This is a genomic window from Streptococcus parasanguinis, from assembly GCF_000963275.1.
Taxonomy (GTDB): domain Bacteria; phylum Bacillota; class Bacilli; order Lactobacillales; family Streptococcaceae; genus Streptococcus; species Streptococcus parasanguinis_B.
This window is the reverse complement of the sequence record NZ_JYOW01000001.1, coordinates 887,782-907,665: the sequence shown is the minus strand read 5'-3', so window position 1 is coordinate 907,665 and position 19,884 is coordinate 887,782. Positions and strand designations below refer to the sequence as shown.

Annotated in this window: 20 protein-coding genes; 17 read left to right on the top strand and 3 right to left on the bottom strand. The window is 43.2% G+C overall.

The window, feature by feature from the left end:
* Nucleotides 1–96: 96 nt before the first annotated feature.
* The 3 genes from TZ97_RS04520 to ldcB all read left to right on the top strand — a co-directional run bounded on the left by TZ97_RS04520 (nt 97) and on the right by ldcB (nt 3,880).
* The gene (locus tag TZ97_RS04520; RefSeq protein ID WP_045759541.1) at nt 97–1,236 is read left to right on the top strand and encodes a DUF6574 domain-containing protein; all 1,140 of its coding nucleotides are present in this window, start codon (nt 97–99) and stop codon (nt 1,234–1,236) included.
* Between the two features lie 66 nt (nt 1,237–1,302).
* Nucleotides 1,303–3,090, top strand: a complete 1,788-nt coding sequence (locus TZ97_RS04515) for a TcaA second domain-containing protein (RefSeq protein ID WP_200893073.1) — start codon at nt 1,303–1,305, stop codon at nt 3,088–3,090.
* 10 nt (nt 3,091–3,100) lie between these two features.
* The gene (ldcB, locus tag TZ97_RS04510) at nt 3,101–3,880 is read left to right on the top strand and encodes an LD-carboxypeptidase LdcB/DacB (RefSeq protein WP_003007645.1); all 780 of its coding nucleotides are present in this window, start codon (nt 3,101–3,103) and stop codon (nt 3,878–3,880) included.
* 33 nt (nt 3,881–3,913) lie between these two features.
* Here ldcB and TZ97_RS04505 read toward each other — a convergent pair whose 3' ends face one another.
* The 3 genes from TZ97_RS04505 to coaA form a co-directional block, all read right to left on the bottom strand.
* Nucleotides 3,914–4,420: a DNA topology modulation protein gene (locus tag TZ97_RS04505; protein WP_045759539.1), complete on the bottom strand. Its 507-nt coding sequence runs from the start codon at nt 4,418–4,420 to the stop codon at nt 3,914–3,916.
* Between the two features lie 66 nt (nt 4,421–4,486).
* A complete protein-coding gene (gene rpsT, locus TZ97_RS04500) occupies nt 4,487–4,735 on the bottom strand; it encodes a 30S ribosomal protein S20 (protein ID WP_003007640.1) in 249 nt (82 codons plus the stop codon).
* Nucleotides 4,736–4,831: 96 nt separating this feature from the next.
* Nucleotides 4,832–5,752 (bottom strand): type I pantothenate kinase, encoded by a 921-nt coding sequence (gene coaA / locus TZ97_RS04495; RefSeq protein ID WP_003007638.1) that lies wholly within the window; start codon nt 5,750–5,752, stop codon nt 4,832–4,834.
* 90 nt (nt 5,753–5,842) lie between these two features.
* On the opposite strand from coaA, the gene TZ97_RS04490 reads away from it, so the two are divergent.
* The 14 genes from TZ97_RS04490 to TZ97_RS04425 all read left to right on the top strand — a co-directional run bounded on the left by TZ97_RS04490 (nt 5,843) and on the right by TZ97_RS04425 (nt 19,880).
* Entirely contained in the window at nt 5,843–6,436 is a 594-nt protein-coding gene (locus tag TZ97_RS04490; RefSeq protein WP_037615364.1) for a class I SAM-dependent methyltransferase, read from the top strand.
* Complete coding sequence (locus TZ97_RS04485; RefSeq protein ID WP_045759538.1) at nt 6,433–7,710, top strand: pyrimidine-nucleoside phosphorylase; 1,278 nt, start codon at nt 6,433–6,435, stop codon at nt 7,708–7,710. The genes TZ97_RS04490 and TZ97_RS04485 overlap by 4 nt, the downstream gene beginning before the upstream one ends.
* A gap of 17 nt (nt 7,711–7,727) precedes the next feature.
* Nucleotides 7,728–8,390 (top strand): deoxyribose-phosphate aldolase, encoded by a 663-nt coding sequence (deoC, locus tag TZ97_RS04480; protein WP_045759537.1) that lies wholly within the window; start codon nt 7,728–7,730, stop codon nt 8,388–8,390.
* Nucleotides 8,377–8,766 carry a cytidine deaminase gene (locus TZ97_RS04475; RefSeq protein ID WP_031573704.1) on the top strand — a complete coding sequence of 130 codons (390 nt, stop codon included), beginning with the start codon at nt 8,377–8,379 and terminating at the stop codon, nt 8,764–8,766. Before deoC ends, TZ97_RS04475 begins: the two co-directional genes overlap by 14 nt.
* A 75-nt stretch (nt 8,767–8,841) precedes the next feature.
* Nucleotides 8,842–9,903 (top strand): BMP family lipoprotein, encoded by a 1,062-nt coding sequence (locus tag TZ97_RS04470; protein ID WP_031573707.1) that lies wholly within the window; start codon nt 8,842–8,844, stop codon nt 9,901–9,903.
* Nucleotides 9,904–10,037: 134 nt separating this feature from the next.
* Nucleotides 10,038–11,573 (top strand): ABC transporter ATP-binding protein, encoded by a 1,536-nt coding sequence (locus tag TZ97_RS04465; protein WP_045759536.1) that lies wholly within the window; start codon nt 10,038–10,040, stop codon nt 11,571–11,573.
* On the top strand, nt 11,566–12,627 hold the full coding sequence (locus tag TZ97_RS04460; RefSeq protein ID WP_003007621.1) for an ABC transporter permease: 1,062 nt from the start codon (nt 11,566–11,568) through the stop codon (nt 12,625–12,627). Before TZ97_RS04465 ends, TZ97_RS04460 begins: the two co-directional genes overlap by 8 nt.
* On the top strand, nt 12,627–13,583 hold the full coding sequence (locus tag TZ97_RS04455; protein WP_021153355.1) for an ABC transporter permease: 957 nt from the start codon (nt 12,627–12,629) through the stop codon (nt 13,581–13,583). Before TZ97_RS04460 ends, TZ97_RS04455 begins: the two co-directional genes overlap by 1 nt.
* Nucleotides 13,584–13,858: 275 nt before the next feature.
* Nucleotides 13,859–14,461 carry a hypothetical protein gene (locus TZ97_RS04450; protein WP_045759535.1) on the top strand — a complete coding sequence of 201 codons (603 nt, stop codon included), beginning with the start codon at nt 13,859–13,861 and terminating at the stop codon, nt 14,459–14,461.
* 21 nt (nt 14,462–14,482) lie between these two features.
* Nucleotides 14,483–15,118 carry a copper homeostasis protein CutC gene (locus TZ97_RS04445; protein WP_045759534.1) on the top strand — a complete coding sequence of 212 codons (636 nt, stop codon included), beginning with the start codon at nt 14,483–14,485 and terminating at the stop codon, nt 15,116–15,118.
* A gap of 103 nt (nt 15,119–15,221) precedes the next feature.
* Nucleotides 15,222–15,887 carry an MmcQ/YjbR family DNA-binding protein gene (locus tag TZ97_RS04440; RefSeq protein WP_023918296.1) on the top strand — a complete coding sequence of 222 codons (666 nt, stop codon included), beginning with the start codon at nt 15,222–15,224 and terminating at the stop codon, nt 15,885–15,887.
* Between the two features lies 1 nt (nt 15,888).
* A complete protein-coding gene (locus TZ97_RS04435) occupies nt 15,889–17,643 on the top strand; it encodes an ABC transporter ATP-binding protein (protein WP_045759533.1) in 1,755 nt (584 codons plus the stop codon).
* The gene (locus TZ97_RS04430) at nt 17,630–19,384 is read left to right on the top strand and encodes an ABC transporter ATP-binding protein (protein ID WP_045759532.1); all 1,755 of its coding nucleotides are present in this window, start codon (nt 17,630–17,632) and stop codon (nt 19,382–19,384) included. Before TZ97_RS04435 ends, TZ97_RS04430 begins: the two co-directional genes overlap by 14 nt.
* Before the next feature lie 247 nt (nt 19,385–19,631).
* Entirely contained in the window at nt 19,632–19,880 is a 249-nt protein-coding gene (locus TZ97_RS04425) for a hypothetical protein (RefSeq protein ID WP_045759531.1), read from the top strand.
* Nucleotides 19,881–19,884 lie beyond the last annotated feature (4 nt).

Sequence of the window (19,884 nt, the reverse complement as noted above, 5' to 3'; positions counted from 1 at the left end):
CAAAAGATCTTGCAGGGATTTTCCAGTCTTTCATTGAAAATGGTTCAGAAATTTTGTATAATACCCTAGTATAAACAATAGTTAAGGAGATTCATTATGTCAAAACAAGATTGGCTGGATTATTTCGAAGCCGTAAATGGTCGTTCTGCTAGTGCAGAAGAAATTGCTCAAGCACTGGCTGCAGGAGAATTTCAAGAAGAAGTAGTGGTTCCAGAAACCCCACAAGCTCCAGAATTTGTCGCAGCACCAACTGCCCCTGTTGAAGAACCAGTAGCAGCTCCACAAGCCCCAGAGTTTGTTGCAGCGCCAACTGCCCCTGTTGAAGAACCAGTCGCAGCGCCACAAGCCCCAGAGTTTGTCGCAGCACCAACTGCCCCTGTTGAAGAACCAGTAGCAGCTCCTCAAGCTCCAGACTTTGTCGCAGCGCCAACTGCCCCTGTTGAAGAACCAGTCGCAGCTCCAGTTCAAGAGCCTGCCCCTCAAGCTGCTCCAGCGAATGGACCTGCTTTCCAACAAGCTCCACAACAAACCTACCAACAACCTACTCAAGCAGCTTATCAACAAGCTCCTTACCAAGGTCAACCAGGACAACCTTATCCTGCCCAACCAAGTCAATTTGGTGTAGCCGTTGGGGGTTACTGGAATTGGTTCCTTTCAGCTTTGAAACGTCCAACAGCTGTAGAAAATCCAAAAGCTCTTAACGGAATTTTACAGTATGTCTTAACTGCCTTTGTCTTGACCCTATCAACTTTCTTCACAGCTAGTGGATTTACAGGCGGTTATGGAATGGATTTCCGTGCCTTTATGTTGACATTGATTTCCCTATTCTTTAGCGTTTACGCCTTCCAAGTAGCTGGATTCTTTGTTCGTCGTGTGGTTCTTCAAGATAAGGAATACAGTTACGGTCGTTCATTTGAAGAGTTTGGACGTTTGTCTGTTTACACTTTGCCACTTGCCCTTCTTGCTTTCTTAGTAGGTCTTGTAAAAGTTTATGAATTTTATGGCTTTGTAAACTTCCTTATTTTCTTCTTGTTCTTTGTTGGAACATGCTACGTCGTTCATCAAGGATTGAACAAGACAAGCTTTAAAGCAGATAAATTCTTGCTTCTAGTAGCATCATCTGTTGTCTTGCTTCTCATTGCCATCTTTGTCATTTATGTGAATGCTCGTATTTTAGAACAAGTAGCCGTAGGATTTATTCCAAGTGCTCCAAATTTCTCTAACTTTGGATTCTAACAATATCACAAAACGGAAGGTGGGGGAACCCACTTTCCCTATTTTATAATGAGGGAGAAGAGATCCATGCAAAAGAAATGGGTTGAATTATTTGAAAAAGTGATTGGTCGCAAACCGTCACCAGAAGAGTTTATGGCTGGGAAAGCTTGTGGATTTGATTTGAAACAAATTCAGTCTATCGCAGGGAATGCCCCGGCAGAGGAAGTCGCTACTGTTGAGGAACCAGTGTTTGAACCAGTTGAAGAAGTGAAGAATGTTGATCCACTTCTAGCAGCTCGTCAGGCTTGGTTGCAACATTTTGAAGAAACCTATGGGCGCAAGCCAAGTGCAGAAGAATTTACCGCGGCTAAAAGTCAAAACTTTGAGTTTTTTGTAGGACCTGTACCTGAAGCAGAATTTGCGACCCTAGATGCAACAGAAGTAACACAGGAATATGTACCTCAACAGCCAACTCAAGAGTATACGGCTCCACTTGCTGCTGAGCAAACGCAGATCTTTGCTGGTCCAAATGTCACAGAAGCAGGTCCAGCTCAGAAAAAACAAAAGGCCCCTAAAACGAAGGGTGGAAAGAAAATTTCCAAGAAGAAAATTGGAATTATTTCTGCTATTGCAGTCCTTGTGATCGCTTTGGTGGCAGCCTTCTTTTACTTCCAGTCTACAACACGTGTCGAAGTGACTGCAGATAAATTCATTAAGGCAGTGGACACCAAGGATTATCGCGAGGCAGCAGACCTGCTTTCAACCGATAACGATAAATGGACGAAGGATGAAGCCGAAAGCTTTATTACCAGCATGGAAGATCAAGGGGTCGATATCGGCACAGAGTTGAACAAGATCATTGATAATGGTGGAGAGGGCAGCTATACGGATAAATCTGGAAACAAAATTTTTGGTTTGGAAAAAGCGGACAAGAAATTTGGGATCTTCCAAGAATACCGTGTAGCCAGCTATCCAGTACAAGTCAAGGTCAAGACCAATTTGGACCAAGCCAAACTCAAAGTGGCTGCCAATAAAACGGTGACCTTGAAGAAAGATGCAGTGACAGACCTTGGTTCTTTCCATTACAATACAAAAGAAATGGAATTGACTGCTAAAACAGAGGTCGGAAATGTTACTTCTAAGATCCATCTCAATCCTAAAAAAGCAACCAAGAATAACTTAGAATTGCAGTTGAATTCTGAAAAACGCAATTTAGAAGTTGAGTTCCCAGATGAAGTTGAAAACCCAACGGATGTGAAGGTTGTGGTTAACGGCAAAGAAGTCGGAACCAGCACGACCTTTGAAGTAGATAGCATCCCTTATCAAGAAATTGAAGTACATGCTGTCTTCAACATGAATGGGGAAACCTATACAACTGAGAAGGCTAAGGTGACGATTGAAGAGGGTGAGAACGATCCGATCGAACTTAAACTAGCCAAAGATACCCTAAAACGCATCAAGAGTGCACAAGATGCTAAGAAAGCGCAAGCTGCCAAAGAAGAACAAAATCGGACCTTGGCGGAAGAATTCTTGAAAGAGTACCGCGACGCTGTCTTTAGCTCCGTTTCAAACCGAAATAACACCTACTCTAAATACTATGACACACAAAGTCAAGCTTACAAGGACATGGTTGAGTTCACAACTGGTGATGGTGTTCGAAAGGCTAAAATTGACTACTATACTCCAGGAGCTTTGGACATTCAAAGTGTCACGGAAGAAAATGGTGTGGTGACGATCAAGACTTATGAAGACTTTACCGTGCATTATACAGATAGCCATCCAGATTCACAAAACCGCAAGTACAAGACCTACACCTTGAAAAAAGTAGGTGCAAGTTATGTGATTACGGATATTGTCGTAACAAAAGAATCATAGGAGATTCCCCATGAAAGCAAGATTTTCCAAATTAACTTTAGTGACAGTTGCCTTGTTAACCCTGACAGCTTGCTCCCAATCTCAATCCACTAGTTCTAAATCTTCTGCAAAAGAAGAAAGCAAACAAACGCAAACCAAGTCTTCCAAAGAAACGTCTTCTGCAAAGGATACGTCAAAAGAAACTGGCAAAGAAGAGTCGTCAAAAGCTGGTAAGTCAGATGTGAAAGTGGATTCTGGTGTGAGCTATAATGGTTCCTACTATAGTGTCAAAGGGAAATATGGTGAGGTCATGATCGCCAACAAACATTATCCCTTGTCGCCTGACTTTAACCCAGGGGAAGATCCTGAAGCTGTTTCAGCCCTTCATGAATTGATCGCAGCCATGCAGGCAGAAGGTTATCCGATCAGTGACCAATATAGTGGTTTTCGTAGCTACGACACCCAAGTTGGCCTCTACCAAAACTATGTCAATCAAGATGGTCAGGAGGCCGCAGATCGTTATTCTGCTAGACCAGGTTATAGTGAACACCAGACAGGTTTGACCTTTGATTTGATCGATACCAGTGGGAATCTGGTGACAGAACCTGGACCAAGTAAGTGGTTGCTCAAGAACGCAGCTAAATATGGATTTGTGGTTCGTTACCAAGAAGGTAAAGAAAAAGTGACAGGCTACATGCCTGAAAGCTGGCATCTCCGCTATATCGGAAAAGAAGCACAAGATATCGCTGACTCAGGTTTGAGTCTGGAAGAATACTATGGCTTCACCGGTGGCGATTACGTTGATAAATAAGAAAAGGTTGGGGTTGATATCCCAACCTTTTTATTATATGTTTTTTAGAAACGTATCCAGTTCTTTTTGGTTTTTAAGAGAGATAAATTTGTCTGGATAGGTTTGGCCGATAGTCCGATAGCGTGTGACCTGTCTGGCTTGGCGTCCATCCCAAAGAATCCAACGGATGAATTCCCAGTCAAATCGTTCAGGGCAGCCAGCTGCCATACTCTCACGGACCCGACCTTTATAACGGCGGTATCGTTTCCACCCTCTATAGAGGCAGTTCCAACAAGAGAAGTTGAGAAAGATAATCTGGTCGGCTTGCTCCATTCTCTCCTCATAGCAGCACCAAGAGTAATTGCCATCAATGACCCAGTCTTTATGATCGCTGAGAAACTGTCTCATCTCACCTTCCATCGTATCCCGGTCACTGTCTATCCAGCCCGGTTGAAATTGAAGGGTATCCATGTGGAGCTTGGGAATGGAGTAGTAGCGAGCTAAGTTTTCAGCCAAGGTGGATTTACCTGAGCCAGAATAGCCGATAATAACGATTTTCATAAGCACCTCTCAAAAAATTAGGCACAAAAAAAGCTCCGGAGAGCTTGATTTTTATGCTGTTCTTGATTAACCAAGTTTCGCTGCAAGACGTGCTTTATCACGGCTAGCTTTGTTCTTGTGGATCAAACCTTTAGTTTCTGCTTTATCGATAGCTGAGCTAGCAGCGCGGTAAAGTTCTTCAGATGGGTTTGCTTCAAAAGCTTTGATTGCAGTACGCATAGCTGATTTTTGAGCTGAGTTTTTTTCGTTTTGTTTAACGTTCAATTCAGCGCGTTTGATAGCTGATTTAATGTTTGCCAAGTTATTCACCTCCATTGATAATCTAACTATCTCATTATATATGAAAAGTTAAGATTTGACAAGCCTAAAATAGCTTTTCCTTAAAAAAGTACCGTTAACAGGCCATTTTCTCTAGCGTTTGAGATAAATTTCGTCGATTTCATGGTTGGTTGCCTTATGGAGAATCAGATCAGCTCGGTTTCTGGTTGGTTGGATGTAATGTTGCAAGTTGACTAAATTAATGGATTCCCAGACCTGATGGGCCATGCTTAAAACTTCTTCTAGGGGTTGCTCTGTAAATCGATAGTAGTAGTTATTGGGATCATTCTGAGCTAATGCAAGGAGTTTTTGGAAGCGATCGATATACCAAGATTCGATATCATCAACTGCAGCATCCACATAGATTGAAAAATCAAAGAAATCGGTCATATAGAGACTGTCATTTTGCGGATTTTGAAAGACATTGATCCCTTCTACAATGACAAAATCAGCTGGTAAAATGGTTTGCTTCTCATCTGGGACAATATCATATATTTCGTGGGAATAGACGGGGATTTCTACGCTCTTGTTGTTTTTGATTTGATTAAGAAAATCAAGGAGCAATTCCATATCATAGCTTTCTGGAAATCCTTTCCGATTGAGGATCTCTTGTTCTTTTAAGATAGCATTTGGATAGAGAAAGCCATCCGTTGTCACCAACTCTACCGTCGAGCCTTCAAAGGTTCGAGACAGCAGGATTTGAAGTAAACGGCTAGTGGTAGATTTTCCAACCGCAACGCTCCCTGAAACCCCAATGATAAAGGGTTGGCGTTCACTCGTTTTTTGAAGAAAAATACCTTTTGAGAAGGCCAAATCTTCTTTGGAACGCTTGTAGATTCCAATCAGGTTTGTCAAAGGCAGGTAGACGTCACGTACATCCTGGAGGTTAATGCGGTCGTTAAAACTTTTAATAGAATTGAGCTCTGTTTGGGAGAGAGGTGGGGTGGTTTTGCGGTGCAAATTTTGCCAGGTTTCCCGATTAATTTTTTCAAAATGTAGAAATTCTTTGTCCATATGTCACTCCTATTGTAGTCTTTAGTATACCAATTTTTAGAGGTCATGTAAACGATTTAAAAAAGGAATGAATTATGATAAAATAACCTTATGAGTAAAATGTATTTCGATGTAAACCCCGATGCAGCCCATGATATTCATGATCTGGCTGTTGTTTTATTGGGGCAAAAGATGAATTTCTATACGGACGCGGGCGTCTTTAGTAAAAAAATGATTGACTATGGAAGCCAGGTGCTTTTATCAACCCTGGATTTTCAAGAAGGAGAAAGTGTCCTCGATGTTGGCTGTGGCTATGGTCCAATCGGCCTCTCTCTGGCTAAAGCCCAGGGAGTTGCAGTGACCATGGTCGATGTCAATGAGCGGGCACTGGACTTGGCTAAGAAAAATGCCAGTCGAAACGGCGTGGAAGCTCAGATCTTTTCTTCGGATGTCTATGAAGCAGTAGAAGGGGTCTTTGACCATGTAATCAGTAATCCGCCGATCCGAGCTGGTAAGAAAGTGGTTCACCAAGTGATCACTGGTAGTTTTGAGCATTTGAAACCAGGTGGAGACTTGACCATTGTCATTCAGAAAAAACAAGGGGCTCCGAGCGCTAAGGCCAAGATGGAAGAGACCTTTGGCAATTGTGAGACCGTAAAAAAAGACAAAGGCTATTATATTTTAAGAAGTGAGAAAGAATCATGAGAGCAGTAGATATCATTCAGAAAAAAAGAGATGGTCTTGCCTTAAACAAGGAAGAAATTGAATGGCTGATTGAGGGCTATGTGGCTGGAACGGTTCCAGATTACCAAATGTCCGCTTTTGCTATGGCTGTTTATTTTAAGGGGATGACGACAGAAGAAATCTCTCATATGACCATGAAGATGGTCCAAACGGGGCAACAGTTTGATCTGTCAGCTATTCCAGGGATCAAGGTGGACAAACATTCGACTGGTGGTGTGGGAGACAAGGTAACCTTGGTCTTGGTGCCTTTGGTTGCAAGTTTCGGAGTGCCGGTTGCCAAAATGAGCGGTCGTGGCTTAGGACACACAGGTGGGACCATCGATAAGTTGGAATCCATTAAAGGTTTCCAGATTGAACGGACCCAAGAGGAATTTATCCAGCAGGTGCAGGAGATCGGCTTATCGGTTATTGGGCAATCCGACCAACTCGTAAAAGCAGACAAACTCTTGTATGCTCTGCGTGATGTGACGGCGACAGTGGATACCATTCCTTTGATTGCTAGCTCCGTTATGAGTAAGAAAATCGCTGCTGGAGCGGATGCTATTCTTTTGGACGTGACGGTAGGCGAGGGTGCCTTCATGAAGAATATTGAGGATGCTCGTCGCTTAGCACGTACCATGGTGGATCTTGGAAATGCAGTGGGTCGGAAAACCATCGCTGTCATTACAGATATGAGCCAACCATTGGGAACCAGTATTGGCAATCGTTTAGAGATTTTGGAAGCCCTGGATATTCTGAAAGGACAGGGGCGCGCTGAAGTCACTGAGTTTATTTGTGAATTAGCGCAAATCATGTTGAAATTGGCCAATGTAGATCAATCGATTGAAGCCATCCTTGAACACTTGACCAATGGTCAAGCTTTAGCGAAGTTTGAAGAAATGGTGGTGGCTCAAGGTGGAGACTTAGAAGATTTGCATCGTCCCGTTAAAGTGGATCAGGTCCTTGAAGTAACAGCGGACCAAGATGGCGTCATTGCTGCTTTACCTGCCATGGAGTTTGGTTTGTTTGCTATGCGCCTGGGTGCTGGTCGTGCTGTCAAATCGGATCCCCTCGATTATGAAACAGGGATTGTGTTTGACAAAAAAGTGGGAGAGCACGTCAAAAAAGGGGAACGCATTGCTCGCATTTTCATGAATGAAAAAAATTCACAAGAAAGCGTTACAGAATTCAAAAAAAATGTTAAAATACTAGAAAGGGCTGAAAGCGTTAAAGAAATTATTGAAATAATATCTTAAGCAGCTCAGGAGATTGTATGAAGTTAAATAAATATATCGATCACACTCTTTTAAAACCAGATGCGCAACAAGAACAGATCGAAAAGCTGATCGAAGAAGCCAAGGCTTATGATTTTGCGAGTGTCTGTGTGAACCCGACATGGGTGAATTTTGCGGCTGAGGGCTTGCGCGATTCAGACGTTAAAGTTTGTACCGTCATTGGTTTTCCTTTAGGAGCAAATACACCATTTGTCAAAGCGTGTGAAACAAAAAATGCGATTCAAAATGGTGCCGATGAGATTGACATGGTCATTAATATCGGGGCTCTTAAGTCTAAGAATTTAGCACTAGTTGAGGAAGATATCCAAGCGGTAGTCGAAGCGAGCGGTGATAAGCTGGTCAAAGTCATCATTGAGACTTGTCTCTTAACCGATGATGAAAAGATCGTTGCTTGTCAAATTGCTAAGTTAGCTGGCGCAGACTTTGTGAAGACTTCAACTGGCTTCTCAACTGGAGGAGCAACGGTAGAAGATGTGGCCTTAATGCGTCAAACTGTTGGACCCGACATGGGTGTTAAGGCTTCTGGTGGTGCTCGCTCTTATGAAGATGCTCTTTCTTTTATCGAAGCTGGTGCGACCCGTATTGGGACTTCTTCTGGTGTAGCCATCATGGAAGGAAAGGTGGCTCATGGCGACTACTGAGTTGATTGACTTAGCAGTTGAAGTGAGTAAACAAGCCTATGTGCCTTACTCTCATTTCCCAATTGGAGCTGTACTGCTAACGAAGGATGGAGAAATCTATACAGGGGTCAATATAGAAAATGCCAGTTTTGGTTTAACCAACTGTGGAGAACGGACAGCCATTTTTAAAGCTGTTTCTGAAGGAGCTCGTGAGTTTCAAGAGCTCATTATCTACGGGCAAACAGAAAAGCCCATCTCTCCATGTGGTGCTTGTCGCCAGGTCATGGCTGAATTTTTTGAGCCAGACCTTCCTGTAACCTTAGTATCTAAAGATAAATCGACGGTCGTGATGACGGTCAAGGAATTACTTCCATATTCCTTTACAGACTTGACTTAATGGGTCTGTGAGGCGGTCTTTTGACCCTTTCAATACTTCGCAACAATGTTGCACAATAATTTAGGAGGTTCAGTAATGAACAAGAAACAATGGCTAGGCCTTGGTCTAGTAACTGTCGCTGCTATCGGACTTGCAGCATGTGGAAATCGTGCGTCTAAAAAAGATAGCGCTAACTCAGAATCTAAAACAGATTTGAAAGCTGCTATCATTACCGATACTGGTGGTGTGGATGACAAATCATTCAACCAATCTGCTTGGGAAGGTTTGCAAGCTTGGGGTAAAGAAAACGGTCTTTCTAAAGGGAACGGATTTGACTACTTCCAATCAACAGATGAATCTCAATATGCGACAAACCTTGATGAAGCTGTTTCTAACGACTACAAATTGATCTTTGGTGTTGGTTTTGCCTTGAGCGACTCTGTTAAAAAAGCTGCAAAAGACAACCAAGATGTGAACTATGTCATCATCGATGACCGTATTGAAGGACAAAAGAACGTAGCATCTGCTGTTTATGCCGATAACGAAGCTGGTTACCTTGCTGGTATCGCTGCTGCAAAAACTACAAAAACTAAACAAGTTGGTTTTGTAGGTGGTATGGAAAGTGAAGTTATCACTCGTTTCCGCGCTGGATTTGAAGCTGGTGTTAAATCTGTTGACCCATCTATCAAAGTTCAAGTAGACTACGCTGGTTCGTTCGGTGACTCTGCTAAAGGTAAAACAATTGCTGCTGCACAATACGCTGCAGGTGCAGACGTTATCTACCAAGTAGCTGGTGGTACTGGTGCAGGTGTCTTCTCTGAAGCTAAAGACTTGAACGAGAAGAAAAATGAAGACGAAAAAGTTTGGGTTCTTGGTGTTGACCGTGACCAAAAAGCTGAAGGTGAATACACTTCTAAAGATGGTAAAAAATCTAACTTTGTATTGGCTTCAAGCTTGAAGAAAGTCGGAGAATCTGTAAAAGACTTGGCTAAGAAAACTGCTGACGGTAAATTCCCTGGCGGTAAAGTGATTACTTATAGCTTGAAAGATGGTGGAGTTGATTTGACAACTGACAACCTTTCTGCAGATGCTAAAAAAGCAGTCGAAGATGCTAAAGCTAAAATCCTTGACGGGTCTCTTAAAGTTCCTGAAAAATAATATTTGATTGGATCGGCCCGACCTTCAAGGGCCGTTCCTTTTAATAAATTGAGACATTTTTGTCTCAGTAAAATCTATTAGCAACCCTAGTAGATTTTATTGAAATAAAAATAGATTTGAAAGGAAACACCCCCATGACACATGAATATGTCATCGAAATGCGTGAGATTACCAAAAAATTTGGTGACTTTGTAGCAAATGACAAGATTAATCTTCAGTTGCGCAAAGGTGAAATCCATGCACTTCTTGGAGAAAATGGTGCAGGGAAATCTACCCTGATGAATATGCTGGCTGGTTTGTTGGAACCAACTAGCGGAGACATCGTGGTAAATGGAAAAACTGTTAACCTAGACTCACCTTCAAAAGCAGCTTCTTTAGGAATTGGAATGGTGCACCAACACTTTATGTTGGTTGAAGCTTTCACTGTTGCTGAAAATATCATCCTTGGTTCTGAAACCACTAAACACGGTGTTTTGGACCTTAAGAAAGCCAGTCAAGATATCCTTGACTTGTCTAAAAAATATGGCTTGGCAGTAGATCCAAATGCTAAAGTTGAGGATATTTCCGTTGGTGCGCAGCAACGTGTGGAAATCTTAAAGACGCTTTATCGTGGAGCCGACATCCTAATCTTCGATGAACCAACTGCGGTGTTGACACCAGCTGAAATCGAAGAATTGATGACAATCATGAAGAACTTGGCGAATGAAGGAAAATCGATCATCTTGATTACGCACAAGTTGGATGAAATCCGTGCTGTTTCTGACCGCGTCACAGTTATCCGTCGTGGTAAATCGATTGAGACAGTCGAGATTGGTGGAGCTACTAACCAAGACTTGGCCGAAATGATGGTCGGCCGTTCTGTTTCCTTTAAGACTGAAAAAGGTCCTTCTCAACCGAAAGAAGTGGTCTTGTCGATCGAAAACTTGGTTGTAAACGAAAACCGTGGTGTCCCAGCTGTTAAGAATTTGTCACTGGAACTTCGTGCTGGTGAAGTCGTTGGGATCGCAGGGATTGATGGAAATGGTCAGTCTGAGTTGATCCAAGCCATTACAGGTCTACGGAAGGTAAAATCGGGTTCAATTAAGATTAAAGGCAAGGATGTTGTAGGACTACGTCCACGTCAAATCACAGAAATGAAGGTAGGGCACGTCCCTGAAGACCGTCACCGGGATGGTTTGGTCCTTGATATGATGATCTCTGAAAACATGGCTCTTCAAACCTACTATAAAGAACCTCTTAGCAAGAATGGTATTTTGAATTATCCAAATATTACCTCTTATGCCAAGAAGTTGATGGAAGAGTTTGACGTTCGTGCAGCTAGTGAAGTGGTACCAGCTAAGGCTCTTTCTGGAGGAAACCAGCAAAAAGCCATTATCGCTCGGGAAATCGATCGCGATCCAGATCTCTTGATCGTCAGCCAGCCGACTCGTGGATTGGACGTTGGAGCGATCGAATATATCCACAAACGTTTGATACAAGAACGGGATAATGGAAAAGCCGTTCTGGTTGTCAGCTTTGAATTAGATGAAATTTTGAATGTTTCTGATCGTATTGCGGTTATTCATGATGGGAAGATCCAAGGGATCGTAACCCCTGAAACAACGAATAAGCAAGAACTTGGAATCCTCATGGCAGGAGGACAAGTAAAGGAGGGAGCATCAAATGAATAAGAATTTAAAACAAATTGCCGTTCCATTGGTGTCTGTCCTTTTAGGATTGGTCTTGGGTGCCATTATTATGTGGGCCTTCAGCTATGATGCCCTTTGGGGATATGAATTGCTGTTTAAAAAAGCCTTTGGTTCGATTAAGAGTTGGGGAAATATTTCCCGTGCCATGGGGCCACTGATTTTGGTTGCTCTTGGATTTTCAGTAGCTAGCCGGGCCGGCTTCTTTAACGTTGGACTTCCTGGTCAGGCTTTTGCAGGATGGATCATGGCGACTTGGTTTGCCCTCTCCTTCCCAAATATGCCTCGCTTACTGATGATTCCGATGACCGTTTTGATTGCGGCTATTGCAGGTGGATTTATTGGAGCGATTCCTGGTTTCCTTCGTGCCTATCTCGGAACCAGTGAGGTCATCATCACCATTATGATGAACTACATTGTTCTCTATGGTGGGAATGCCTTGATACATAGCTTCCCAGCTTCCTTGATGAAAAACAAGGACTCAACCATTGATGTGGGAGCCAACGCTGTCTACCAGACGGAGTGGTTGCGTAATTTGACGGACAAATCACAAATGAACATCGGGATCTTCTTTGCCATCATCGCAGTGGTGGTCATCTGGTTCTTGATGAAGAAAACAACACTTGGTTTTGAAATCCGTGCCGTTGGTCTCAATGCGAATGCGGCAGAATACGCAGGGATGTCTGCAAAACGGACCATTATCCTTTCTATGATAATTTCTGGTGCTCTTGCTGGTATTGGTGGGGTAGCAGAAGGTCTAGGTATTTACTCAAATGTCTATGTTCAAACAAGCTCAATGAGTGTTGGATTTAACGGAATGGCCGTTGCCCTTCTTGCGATGAATTCACCAATTGGTATTCCATTTGCTGCCTTCTTGTTTGGTGCACTTCAAATTGGGGGAGTTGGTATGAAGCCAGCTGCAATCCCTGAAGAAGTCGTTCAAATTGTGACAGCATCCATTATCTTCTTCGTATGTGCCCACTACATTATCGAAAAGATGATCTCGATGCGTTCAGCTAAAAAAGGAGGAGCAAACTAATGAGTATTGTAACGATTTTAAGTATTCTTGTTTCCTCTATGATTGTGTATGCGGCGCCGCTGATCTTCACAAGTATCGGAGGAGCATACTCAGAACACGCTGGGGTTGTTAACGTTGGTCTGGAAGGAATCATGGTTATGGGAGCCTTCTCAGGTATTATCTTTAACTTGACTTTTGAGCCTGAGTTAGGAAGTTTGACACCATGGTTGTCCTTGATCGTTGCTGCAGGAATTGGAGTACTCTTCTCCTTGATCCACGCGGTGGCAACCATTCATTTCCGTGCTGACCATATCGTCTCAGGTACAGTATTGAACTTGATGGCACCTCCATTGGCAGTCTTTCTTGTCAAAGCGATGTATAACAAGGGACAAACTGATAATATCAAAGTTGCCTTTGGGAAAACATCTATTCCAGTCTTATCTAAAATTCCGGTCATTGGGGATATTTTCTTCAACAATGCCAGCATCATCGGCTGGGTTGCGATTCTATTTTCATTCTTTGCTTGGTTTATCATGTTCAAGACGAAATTTGGATTGCGTCTTCGTTCAGTTGGTGAACACCCACAAGCAGCAGATACATTGGGAATCAATGTATATAGAATGCGCTACTTAGGAGTGATGATCTCAGGTGCTCTTGCAGGAATCGGAGGAGCCATTTACGCTCAGTCAGTTTCTGTTAACTTCGCGGTGACGACTATTGTAGGTCCTGGATTTATCGCCCTTGCGGCTATGATTTTCGGGAAATGGAACCCAATCGGGGCCATGCTTGCTAGTCTCTTCTTTGGAGCTTCTCAAAGTTTGGCTGTTATCGGGAATCAATTGCCTTTGCTTAAAGGGATCCCATCCATCTACTTGCAAATTGCGCCTTACGTTTTGACCATGGTTGTCTTGGCAGCCTTCTTTGGACAAGCAGTTGCGCCAAAAGCAGATGGTGTTAACTATATTAAATCGAAATAATGCACAGAGAGAGGTTGGGACAAAAGTCCTAGCCTCTCAATTGTTTTTGGATTGTCGAGTAAGACGCAGTGGTTGAGTGGGCTCTACTACGCTGATTTTATCAACTTTTACAGCCCTACTCAACTGTGCAGAGGTGGGACGACGAAATCGAATTCTAACGAATTACCGATTTCTGTCCCACGCTCTCTTTTGCTTTGTAAAGGCCCCTCTTAGTCGCAATTTCTTTAGAATTAAGGTACAATAAGAATACAACTTTTCACGTATTGGAGGAGCAGATGTTTAAGTGGATAAGACGCCTGATTGGCATGGTGATCGTTTTATTGATTTTATTAGTGATCTTGTTGGTTCCTGGAACTATTCCTGAAGGGGAGCAGCTGAGAAATGTGCAGGCAGGGAGTTCTTTGATTGAGCTGGCTCAAAATGCTGTTTCAAACGCCTCTGTGAGCACGGAAGGACTCTCAACTGAGCTAAGTCTCAATTCTGTACAATTAAGTCAGGTCGTAAAATCAAGTGCTGGTTCTGCCCTTGACAATTCTGACTATCAAAAGATGGCACTAGGAATGGATGGCAATGACCTTCACGTCAAAGTTCCTGTTTCCTTAGGGCCAGTTGATAGCTATCTAGATTTAACCATGACCGGTCAAGTTGAAAACAATGTCATGAATTTGACTGTGACCAGTGCTAAATTAGGGAAAATGCCCATTCCAAAATTCTTGGTTCTCAACTATTTGAAGGATCAATCCAATCAAAATGGAGGCGGCTTTACAGTGAATGGTGATCAAATCACCCTTGAGATCCCTCAAGCAGGCTATAGTATCTCAAAAGCGAGAGTGGAAAATGGCAATGCTAAGGTAACTGTTAGTATATCCTTGTTTTAAGTCTTTGAAAATGGAGTTGTCATGCTTGTCTTTGAATTTTGTGCAGAGAATTTAACTTTTATTGATAAGGCGATTGCTGCTGGGGCAGGTCGCATTGAACTGTGCGACAACCTGGCAGTAGGCGGGACCACACCGAGTATAGGTGTGATCAATGAAGCAATCAAACTGACAAGAGAGAAGTCCGTGGATCTATGTGTCATTATCCGGCCCCGTGGTGGCGATTTTGTCTACACTGAGCTGGAAGTCGAAGCTATGCTAGCGGATATTCGGGCTGCGAAAGAAATAGGGGTTACTTGTTTTGTGCTGGGTGCGCTGACGAGCGATCGAAAGTTGGACCAGAGGATCATGCAGCTTTTACTAGCAGCCTGTGGAGAGGCAGAGGTGGTCTTTCATATGGCCTTTGATGAGTTAGCTCATACAGATCAGCTAGAAGCGATTGAGTGGCTTTCTGATCAGGGTGTGGCCCGTATTTTAACACGAGCTGGAAGTCCAGGTGACCCACTAGAGCAACGTTTTGCACACTATCATCGTTTATTAGATGCGGCTAATGGAAAGATTCAGATCCTGCCAGGTGGAGGTGTGACCCTTGACAATCGTCAGCTCTTTTTGGAGCAATTGGGCGTTTGTCAACTGCATGGCACGCGCATCGTGTTTTAAAAAAGAAACGATCACTGCTTGAAGTAGTTTTGAAGATCCGTTATCAAGGTTGGGGACGTTGTTTCCAGCCTCTTCTAGTGCAAAAATGAATAAGGGAGAGAAAATGTTTTTAGAGCATTATTTTGAACGGTACACCTTTCAGCCAGAAAAGGGATTGGCTTACGGATTTAAGAAGAGAGGGGCAGGCTATGAGTACCAGTGTCCCGTCTTATCGGACTCTTTTCTCTTAAAGGTCCGTGTCTGCGACCAGAAGATTTCTTTTCAGGTCTATGATCAGGATACAGGAGACGAGTATATCCAAATCCATCAGGAACAGCTACAAGGAAATTTCGTCGGCCAAGTCAGGGAATCCTGTCAGGAAAGTCTTGCAAGGATTCGCCAAGCTTGTTTTGAGGTCCAAGAATTTCTCTATCCTCAAGCCAAGCGTCTCATGTCCTATATCTCCCTGCACTATCAGGGAACGATTGAGTATTTGTGGGAGAGATCTCCGGAATCCGGTGCCATTCGCCACCGAGACACCCTCAAGTGGTATGGTGTCTTTATGACCATTGATTGGAAAAAACTGGATGCTGGCAAGTCTGGGAAAATAGAAGTTTTGAATGTCAAGTCTGACCAAGTAGCCCATTTCATCCAGCAGAAAGGGATTTATCCAGCTTTTCATATGAATAAAAAATATTGGGTGAGTATCCCCTTAGATGGAACAATTGCTGATGAGGAGTTGTTTGCTCTAGTGGATAGTAGTTGGCAACTCACAAAAAAGGGGAAATAAGATGAATCTGTTGAGGAAATTATCTTGGTTTTTTAATTTAGAGAAGAAGCGATACTTGATCGGGATAGGGTCCTTGATCTTGGTTAGCTTTTTAAATCTCATTCCTCCAAGAATCATGGGACTTGTGATCGATTTGATCGATAAAAGAAGGCTGACGCTGGGGCAGTTAGTTGTAGATATCGCTCTTTTGGTCCTCGCAGCTCTTGCTATGTATGGCCTTCGTTTTGTCTGGAGACGCTATATTTTTGGAACGGCCAATAAGTTGGCTCGGATCTTGCGTTACCGTTTGTTTAAGCAATTTACGCTCATGTCTCCGTCTTTTTATCAGCGTTATCGGACAGGGGATCTCATGGCCCATGCCACTAATGATATCAATGCGGTAACCATGTTTGCTGGTGGTGGAGTCATGTCTGCTGTAGATGCTTCTGTGACAGCCTTGGTGACCCTAGTCAGCATGTTTTTCATGATTGATTGGCGCTTAACCCTCTTAGCTATTTTGCCCCTACCGGTCATGGTAGTAGTAACTTCGGCTATCGGACGCAAAAATCACAAAGCCTTCAAAGAGGCCCAAGAAGGCTTCTCAGAGCTGAACAACTTTGTTCAGGAATCAGTATCAGGAGTCAAGGTGACCAAATCCTTTGGCTTTCAGGCAGATGAGATTCAGGCTTTTGAAAAAACCAATCAAATGGTCTTTTCAAAGAATATGACTTCAGCCGGTTACAATGCTTTGTTTGATCCGACCACTCTTCTTTTTGTCGGTCTCTCCTATGTCTTGACGCTCTACTTCGGGGGGCTATTTGTTCAGGAAGGGAGCCTGACGGTTGGACAAATCGTAACCTTTATAACCTATCTCAATATGCTCGTCTGGCCTCTTCAAGCTATGGGCTTCTTGTTTAATATTAGTCAGCGTGCTAGCGTTTCCTATGATCGGATTGAGACACTTTTAGCAGAAACACCTGATATCCAAGATCCAAGTCAACCAGTCAAAAACATTCAAAATGGCGATCTGGAATATGACATTGAAGAATTCGCCTATGAGAAAGAGCCTGTCCTTGAAAAGGTTGTCTTTCATTTAGAAAAAGGGCAAACCCTTGGAATTGTGGGTCCAACTGGATCTGGAAAGACCACCTTGTTGCGTCTCTTGCTTAGAGAGCACGACTTGGAGCAGGGAGATATCTTGCTCAATGGAATCTCCATCAAACATTATCGCTTAGAAGATCTTCGAAGCTTGATCGGCTACGTCCCTCAAGATCAGATTCTCTTTGCCATGACCATTCGCGAGAATGTCGCTTTTTCAGATCCACAGATCAAGGAGGAAGAGGTGATGAAGGCTCTGAGAACTTGTGGAGTCTATGAAGATATTCTGGCCATGCCAGACCAGATGGAGACAGTGCTAGGAGAGAGAGGGGTCTCTCTTTCTGGCGGACAAAAGCAACGGATTGCCATGAGTCGTGCTTTGGTCATGAATCCTGAGATCCTGATTTTGGATGATTCCCTGTCTGCAGTAGACGCTAAGACGGAGCATCAGATTATCGAAAATATGAAACAGGAACGCAAGGGGAAAACAACCATCATCACAGCTCACCGCTTATCAGCGATCGTTCACGCGGATTTGATTCTGGTAATGGAAAACGGACAGATCAAGGAGAGAGGAAATCATGAGGAATTAATGGCTCAAAAAGGTTGGTACTATGAAACCTACCAAGCCCAACAATTATCAGAAGAAATGGAGGGAAAGCTGAATGAAAATATCTGAAGCTCGTGTGATGAAGCGGCTCTTGACTTACATGTGGCGTTATAAATGGTTAACAGCATTAGCCTTAGCGTTTACCTTCCTAACTAGCCTTTTATTGACGGCGATCCCTCTTGCAGCTCGCTGGTATATTGACCACCTAGTGGATCCAACAGAAGCCGGCTCTCCAGTACTGACAGCTTTTCAGTTTTTGATTCTCTACTATGGGTTATTCATTGGCCGCGTGCTGGCAACTTACCTGAGCCAGTTAACCTTTGCACGTGTATCCAATTCCATCGTAAGAGATATCCGTCTAGATATTTTCAAAAATCTTCAAAGACTGGGCATGTTCTTTTATGACCAGACAGCAGCAGGTTCGATTGTTTCGCGTGTGACCAATGATACCCAGGCAGTCGCAGATATGTTTTCTACGGTCTTTTCAAGCCTGGTTTCATCCTTTTTACTCTTTCTAGTCACCTTGGTAACCATGTTTAGTTTGGACTGGCATTTGACCATTTGGATCCTGCCTTTTCTTCCCATTATTTGGTTTTCCATCCGTCTCTATCGCAAGTTATCCAATCGCTTGGTCAAGATGACCCGACAAAAATTATCAGATATCAATGTGAAATTATCGGAATCTATTGAAGGAATGCGGATTGTACAGGCCTTTCGTCAAGAAAAGCGCTTGACGGATGAATTCGAACAGATAAATGGGGAACATTTAGACTATGCCAACCGATCTGTGGATGTCAATTCCCTCTTTTTGAGGCCAGCTATGACCCTGTTACAGGTTCTGGCTTATGCGGTTATTCTAACCTTTTTCGGCCTAAATTGGCAGTCCTCTGGCTTTACAGCCGGTCTTATCTATGCCTTTATCCAGTATGTTAGCCAGCTTTTCCAGCCCTTGATTGATGTCACTCAAAATTTTGCAACCTTGCAGACCTCAACCATTTCTGCAGGTCGTGTCTTTGAGATGATGGATCGAGACGACTATGAGCCCAAGCAAGCTGGTAGCCTGAAAGAAATCGAGCGGGGAGATATTCGTTTTGAGCATGTATCTTTTTCTTATGATGGCAAACGGGATGTCCTAAAAGATATCTCCTTTGAGGTTAAAAATGGACAAACCATTGCCTTTGTCGGTCATACTGGTTCTGGTAAATCCTCTATTATCAATCTCTTCATGCGCTTTTATGAATTTGATCGTGGCCAGATCTTGATTGATGGACAGGATATCAAGGACTACAGCCAGGAAGCCTTGCGCAAGTCTATTGGTCTAGTGTTGCAGGAACCCTTCCTCTATCATGGAACCATTGCTTCTAATATCCGTATGTACCATAAAGAATTGACAGATGAGGACGTCCGACAAGCAGCTGCATTTGTGGATGTAGCAGACTTTATTGAGAGTCTACCTGGTGGCTATGACCATCCGGTAACAGAGCGGGGTTCTACCTTATCGACTGGTCAGCGTCAGCTTCTGGCTTTTGCTCGAACCATTGCTGCCCAGCCTAAGATCCTCATTTTGGATGAGGCTACTGCCAATATTGACCAAGAGACGGAAGAGATGATCCAAAATTCTCTGAAGAAGATGCGCCAAGGGCGGACAACCATTGCCATTGCCCATCGCCTTTCTACCATCCAAGATGCCGATTGTATCTATGTTCTCGATAAAGGAAAAATCATCGAATCAGGCAACCACGACCAACTCATTGCTCTAGGAGGAACGTATAAGAAAATGTATGACCTTCAGGCAGGTATGATGAAATAAGGACAAACAAGGAGAGTGGGACAGAAATCGGTAATTCGTTAGAATTCGATTTCGTCGTCCCACCTCCGCACAGTTGAGTAGGGCTGTAAAAGCTGATGAAAACAGCGTAGTAGAGCCCACTCAACCACTGCGTCTTGCTCGACAATCCAAAAACAATTGAAAGGCTAGGACTTTTGTCCCAGCCTCTTGTTTTTCTATCTTGAAAGCTGTAAAATAAAGAAAAGAACAGAAAAAGGGAGCATACACCATGTCAAACGATCTGATCCTGATGGGAGTTGTGATTGTCTTATTTGGACTCTATTTCACCCTTCAAGTTGAGCTCAATAAAGTCAGAAATCAATTCACCCACTATCTTCTAAAACCAGGTAGTATTTCCAAGGAACAAAGAGAGAAGTACCTCAAAGAACCAGAGATGGAAGCGATTCGCCTAATTCGTCTCGATTATCGGATCGGTCTTCAAAATGCCAAACTTATCTATGAGCACTTAAAGAAATAAGAAA